This is a genomic window from Marivirga sp., from assembly GCF_024636815.1.
Classification (GTDB): Bacteria; Bacteroidota; Bacteroidia; order Cytophagales; family Cyclobacteriaceae; genus Marivirga.
This window is the reverse complement of record NZ_JAGXGF010000206.1, coordinates 26,821-33,220: the sequence shown is the minus strand read 5'-3', so window position 1 is coordinate 33,220 and position 6,400 is coordinate 26,821. Positions and strand designations below refer to the sequence as shown.

Sequence of the window (6,400 nt, the reverse complement as noted above, 5' to 3'; positions counted from 1 at the left end):
TGGACTGCCTATGCTTTTCATCCCTTAGAAGCCATTTTAGAAGCAGGAATTATTGCCTTGATTGCCTTTACAATTCCCACTCATAGAAGCGCAATTGTTATATTTTTTATCTTTCAAATCATCTATAATGTATATGGACATTTAGGATTTGAATTGTGGACAAGGAATTTCCATAAGACATGGATTGGCAGATTTGTCAATACTTCAGTAGCCCATAATATGCACCACAAGAAATTCCACGGTAATTTTGGGCTTTATACGTTGATTTGGGATAGAGTTTTTGGTACGCTTAGAAAAGATTACGATACTGATTTTGAAAAAGTGACTAATAAGAAAGGTGAGGTTAAAAATGCCATCTAAAATTAAATTGATTTTTACTTTACTGTATCTCACATTCATTGCTGCCGTAATATAAAAGAAACAAAAGCTATAATTTGGAAGACTACAACAGAATACTCGATGATATTTTACATACCGTAAATTCCGTAGACACTCCGGGAAAAGTGGCCACTTACATTCCTGAATTGGCCAAGATTGATCCTTTTAAATTTGGAGTATCGCTGCAATTTGTAAATGGCGAAACTTACAATGCAGGGGATTATGACGAGCGCTTTTCCATTCAGAGTATCTCAAAAGTTTTCACTTTAAGTATGGCTATTCAATGCATAGGCGATAAAGTTTGGGATAGAGTAGATGTAGAGCCCTCCGGAGACCCTTTTAATTCGCTAGTGCAATTAGAACATGAAGAAGGTATTCCCAGAAATCCATTTATCAACTCTGGGGCTATTGTAATTTGTGATATTCTTCTATCAGAATTAGAGAACCCAAAAGAAGATTATTTACAATTTATTCATGATCTTCAAGGTACTGATAAGATTCAATACAATGAAGAGATTTTTAAATCAGAGAAAAGTATGGGCTACAGAAATGTTGCTGTGGCTAACTTTATTAAAAGCTTTAAAAACATTCATAATAATCCGGAAGATGTACTGGATTTCTATTTTTATACTTGCTCTATAGATATGAGCTGTGTGGAATTGGCCTGGTGCTTTCAGTTATTTGCTCAACATGGAAAGTGTGCACCAGATGGCACTATATTCTTAGAACCTAATCAAATTAAAAGGATCAACTCCCTGATGTTGACTTGTGGCTTCTATGATGAATCAGGAGAATTTGCTTTTCGTGTTGGCTTACCAGGAAAAAGTGGTGTAGGCGGAGGAATTGTTGCTGTTTTGCCAGGTGAATTCAGCATAGCCGTGTGGAGCCCGAAACTAAATGAAAAAGGAAATTCTGCTAAAGGCATGCATGCTTTGGAATTATTCACTACTCATACGGAAATGTCTATTTTCTAGAAATAAAAAGAATAAAATTTAAACCATGAAAAAATCATTATTCATAATCACAGGAGCAAGTAAGGGAATAGGAAAAGGATTAGCAGAAAAAGCCCTGAAAACTGGAGCTGATGTCTGGGGACTCAATAGAACTCATTCCATTGAACATGAAAATTATAAGGCCAAGACTTGTGATTTAGCTGATCTTCATATCCTACAGAAAGAATTACCTCAATTCTTTTCGGAAGCAAAAGAATACGAAAAAATTGTACTCATCAATAATGCTGGTACACTTGGTGATATAGGACATTTAGGAGGCATCGAAAATGAAAGTATCCCTCATTTATTTGATTTGAATGTAAGTGCCCCTATCCTATTGATGAATCAGTTTATGAAGGATTTTAAAGATTTCAAAGGAGAAAAAATTATCATTAACATTAGCTCAGGAGCAGGCAAAAATGCTGTGGACGGTTGGTCAGGGTACTGCGCCTCAAAAGCAGCATTGGACATGGTTTCAAAGGTAGCGGCTAAAGAAGCAGAAATGGACAGAAGCGGTTTTATCATTAAAGCCATTGCACCAGGAGTAGTAGACACTGAAATGCAAACCCAAATACGCAATACTGATAAAAAATCATTCAGCGGTGTAGATAAATTCAAAAACCTAAAAGAAGAAAATCAGTTGAGCAGTGAAGAAGAAGTAGCTGAAAAGTATTTTCACTTTATTGATAATTTAGAGCAGTATTCGGATGTGATTTTGGATGTTAGAGATGTTTAATTACAAACAACTATAAATATAATTTAATAAAAACACCTATATTTATAGTCTTATTAATCTTTAGAAAGATTAAATTTAGTTTTTATATGTAAATCCCCACTATTTCACTCAAAAAGCTTATCTTAAGCTTTTAGAAGTAATATGAACCGAAAAAGAAAAAATTTATACCGCATTATCGCTATTGCCATTCTCATAGTATCAATTGGTTACATTGTAAATGACCAGTTGAGAAAAATGGGAAACAGAATTTCAGGTGAATACCTGCAAGAACTAATCACCAAAGAAAGCAAGGGACTTTATCAATTGGAATATGAGGAAATTGATTTAAATTTTCTAAGAAAGTCGATAAATATTCGAAATATCGAACTGTATGCCACTCCTGAAAATCGAGAAGACACCATCAATGCAAAAAATATTTATGAAGCACAGGTTGGTGAAGTAAATATTTCACTTGAATCGGTTATAAGAATTTATACAGACAAAGAACTGGTGGTAGATGGTATTGAAGTAATTGATCCATTATTATTTATGACCAAAATTAATCCCGAAAAAAAACCACTCAAATTTGGTCGAGAAACAGGAGAATTATATGATGTTATTTCTGAATACCTAGATTTATTGCAAATCAATTATTTAAAGGTTAGAAGTGGGACAATTGATCATTATCCAAGTAATTTCAGATTAAAAGCCATTGATTTTTCAGTTGAAAATTTTGAAGTATCACAGGATAAAAAAAGAAAAAAAATCTTTTATTCTGAAGCTATAAACCTTGGAGTAAATCAACAATCCATCTTACTGCCTGACAGTATTCATGAACTAAGTTTTGAAGGATTTGAGCTTTCCACAAAAGATTCCATTCTTAATTTCAATAATTTTAAAATCAATCCCCGAAAAGACATTAACCCAAGAGAAGTCTTCCAACAGGAAAAACAAAATGTTTATGATATTGACATCCCAACTTTGGAGCTAAAAGGAATAAACTATCTTAAAGCTTATGAGGATAACTTTTTGATCGTGAAGCAAGTCAATATCCCTAAACCAAAAATCAAAATTCAATCTGTTTTAAAGTCGAAAAAACAAAATACTGAACAAGCTGAAAATAGCATTGGGGCTTCCCTATTGGCACTTTTTGATTTAATTAAAATCAATGATTTAAGAATAGAGGAAGGTGGATTAAATCTTACCTTAAAGGGAGATAATCAGCAAAGGTTTTTGTCGGATAATATCAGCATAGACCTTTTTAATTTAGAGTTGGATTCTACACAAAGAGATATTCAAAATGTTATCCATTACTTTGAAAATGCAACAGTTGAAATCAATGATTATGATTATCTATTACCCGATAATTTACATAACATCAAATTCAAAAAGCTAAATTTCAATACTATAGACTCCACTTTATTGGTGCAAAATTTGGAAGTAAAACCCTCAAGAAGTCTAGATGACAGCACTTTAACTCAATTTAATCTTAATTTACCATTATTGGAGATGGAAGGCATTGCCCATTTGGATATTTACGATAATGATCGAATAGATTTAAAAAATCTGGCTTTAAGAAATTCTAAAATAACCATTACTCCTCCCTATCTGAAAAATTCAAAGGAGCAAAATGCAATTATTACACCTGAAAAATTATTTGAAATCTTAGGTAAATATTTTAATGAAATAAAACTCAAAAAATTTTCCGTTCTTAATACGGATGTAAGTGTTGGTGACTTCTTAATCGGTAAATCCCTCAATATTCAATCTCATTTCCTTAAAATTGATTCAGGCTTTCATTCATGGCATAAAATTGCAGATAGTACCCTAGTTAATGGTCAGGAAATGATTTATAATCTTAAAAAGGGTCAATTCAAAGTCAGTACTTTTCAATCAGAAAATAACCTCCACTCACTAGATTTAACAAAATTAAATTTCACATATGAAGATTTAAGAGATCAAATAAAGGTTGATTATCTAAGTTTTAAGGGGCTCGAGCTTGATAGCATTATTAATCGAAAAAAACTCAACTTAGACAGTGTAACACTTTTCAAACCTCAGATAGAATTAAACTATAAAGATTTGAAACAGAAAACAAGTGGAAATGATGAATGGCAATTTCCGGAGAAACCAATTAATATTTTATTAAAAAAAGGTGTATTAAACTACCAAATTGATGAATTTAGGAAGCTTAGCATAGCTGATTTTGATATAGAATTAAACTATCAAAATGAGGTGGAGCTTTTTCAAGTTTTGGCAAAAGAATTAAATTTTGAGGATAGAGAAATAAACCATGAAATAAGTCTGGCTGAATTATATCTTCCAAAAAATCTAAATAACCTGTATCTCAAGGATATTCATATTAAGCCAAAACAATTAAATGATAGTTTATCCCTTTTCATTAAAATCCCCGAAATCAGCTTTACGAATTTCAATAAAGATGCTCTAATTAAAAATAATCGATTTGAGGCAGACAGTATGTTGAGTAGTATTACTCAATTAAATTATATTGGATTAAGTGATATACAAAAGAATTTCAAGTTCTCAGGTAAAGATAAAAGTGATTACAGTTTTAATGTTCAAAACAGTAAGATAGACTTAATAGGCTCAAGCATAATTTTAATTAATAATAAACAGAAAAAGAGTCAGTTAGTGAGTACTGATGCAAAGCTTACACTCCGAAATTTGAGCTTTCCCGAGAATGACAGTCAACGTTTATTTTTTGCAGATGACTTCAGTTTGAGTAATGAAAGTTTTGAATTCTATTCTTCTTCAAATGACACCATTTCGGTTCGAAATCTAAATTATAGCAGCTTTAATAAAACAGGTGAAATTGAAGAATTTAAGTTTACTGGAGATGATAGTAACACCTCATTAGCAATTGGGGGAATAAAAATGAAAAATGCTATAATCACAGACTATATTCGAAATAATGAAGTGAACATTCAAGAATTAAGTAGCATTGAAACGGACTTAAACCTAAGAATTACACAAGAAGAGGATAAGAAAATTCCTCAAAAGATTGAATTACCATTTAAATCTCTAAAAATTCAAAATCTCCTTTCAAATGACATTAATATTAAGGTGTATCACGAAGAAAGGGAACGGGATTATTACGTTCGAAAAGCAGATTTATCTATAAATAACTTGGCTCTGGATTCCATCTTAAATCCAAAAGATATTCATCACCACATAAATTCCTTGGTTTTCAGTGGGAAGAATTACAAAGAAAGTTTTGGGAAACATTATACGATTACTGCCAAAGATTACATTTTCCGATATCCTGAATCTAACTTTGAAGCAAATGATATAAAAATGCTTTCCAAATACGACCGCTTTGAATATAGCGATCATATTGACTATCAAAATGATTGGTTTAAATTAGATTTCACTGCTTTAAAAGTTAAGAAACTCAATGTTGACAGTCTTCTAATAGGTCAAAAATTTATTATTAATAAATTAGAAATGGAAAATGGAAACTTTACCGTTTTTCGTGATTTGAATATACCTCATAACGATGACAATAAAGTCCCTATGCCCCAGGTATTACTATCTGAATTGGATTTTGCCTTTAGTGTAGATACTATTTTTGTGAATTCTAATATCCATATCGAGATCATGCCTAAAGAAACTTCAGGAATCGGAAATATGAGTATTAATATTGATAGTGGACATCTATTTAACCTACGTACGCATCATTTTAAAAATGATAAAACCATGATACTACAAGCTAAAGGAAAGCTTAACGAAAAAGCTAATTTCACTACAAAAGTGAATTTTCCGATGCCCTCAAAAAAAGGTGAATTTCATTTTTTTGGAAAGGTAGGAGAATTAGACTTGACCGCTTTAAATGAAATGCTCATTCCTTTAGGTGCTATCGAAATTCGTTCGGGCTATAATGAAGAAGTGAACATTAATTTTAAAGGCAACGATGAATATGCTGAAGGTTTAATGGAGTTTCGCTATAATGATCTTAAAATTGATATTTTAGATCGTGAAACCTATCAATCCAAAGGCTTTGGTAACAACTTGAAAACTATTTTCGCTAATAGCTTTGTAGTTAGCTCCAAAAATCCAAGGTGGTTCAAAATGCAAGAAGGTAATATTTTCTACGAGCGCATTAAAAGCCGTTCTATATTCAATTTCTGGGCCAAGGCACTCTTGAGTGGTGCAGTGAGCAGTATAGGAATCAATAAAAGTAAAGAAGAAGCCAAAGCCTATTACAAAGAAAATAAGGAAGTGATTGAAGAGATTGAAGATTGAATAAACTAACTTTTCAGAGGGTACCACACTTCAAGGCCAATCAAGTTTTTAG

At 31.9% G+C, this 6,400-nt stretch carries 4 protein-coding genes; all 4 read left to right on the top strand.

Annotation, left to right across the window (positions count from 1 at the left end; genetic code table 11):
• On the top strand, window positions 1-360 hold a 360-nt coding region (locus Q0L29_RS14830; protein WP_296622927.1), incomplete at its 5' end, for a sterol desaturase family protein.
• A 74-nt stretch (window positions 361-434) separates the two neighbouring features.
• Window positions 435-1,352 (top strand): glutaminase, encoded by a 918-nt coding sequence (locus Q0L29_RS14825; protein WP_296622925.1) that lies wholly within the window; start codon window positions 435-437, stop codon window positions 1,350-1,352.
• A gap of 25 nt (window positions 1,353-1,377) precedes the next feature.
• The gene (locus Q0L29_RS14820) at window positions 1,378-2,106 is read left to right on the top strand and encodes an SDR family NAD(P)-dependent oxidoreductase (protein WP_296622924.1); all 729 of its coding nucleotides are present in this window, start codon (window positions 1,378-1,380) and stop codon (window positions 2,104-2,106) included.
• Between the two features lie 141 nt (window positions 2,107-2,247).
• Window positions 2,248-6,348 (top strand): hypothetical protein, encoded by a 4,101-nt coding sequence (locus tag Q0L29_RS14815; protein WP_296622922.1) that lies wholly within the window; start codon window positions 2,248-2,250, stop codon window positions 6,346-6,348.
• Window positions 6,349-6,400 lie beyond the last annotated feature (52 nt).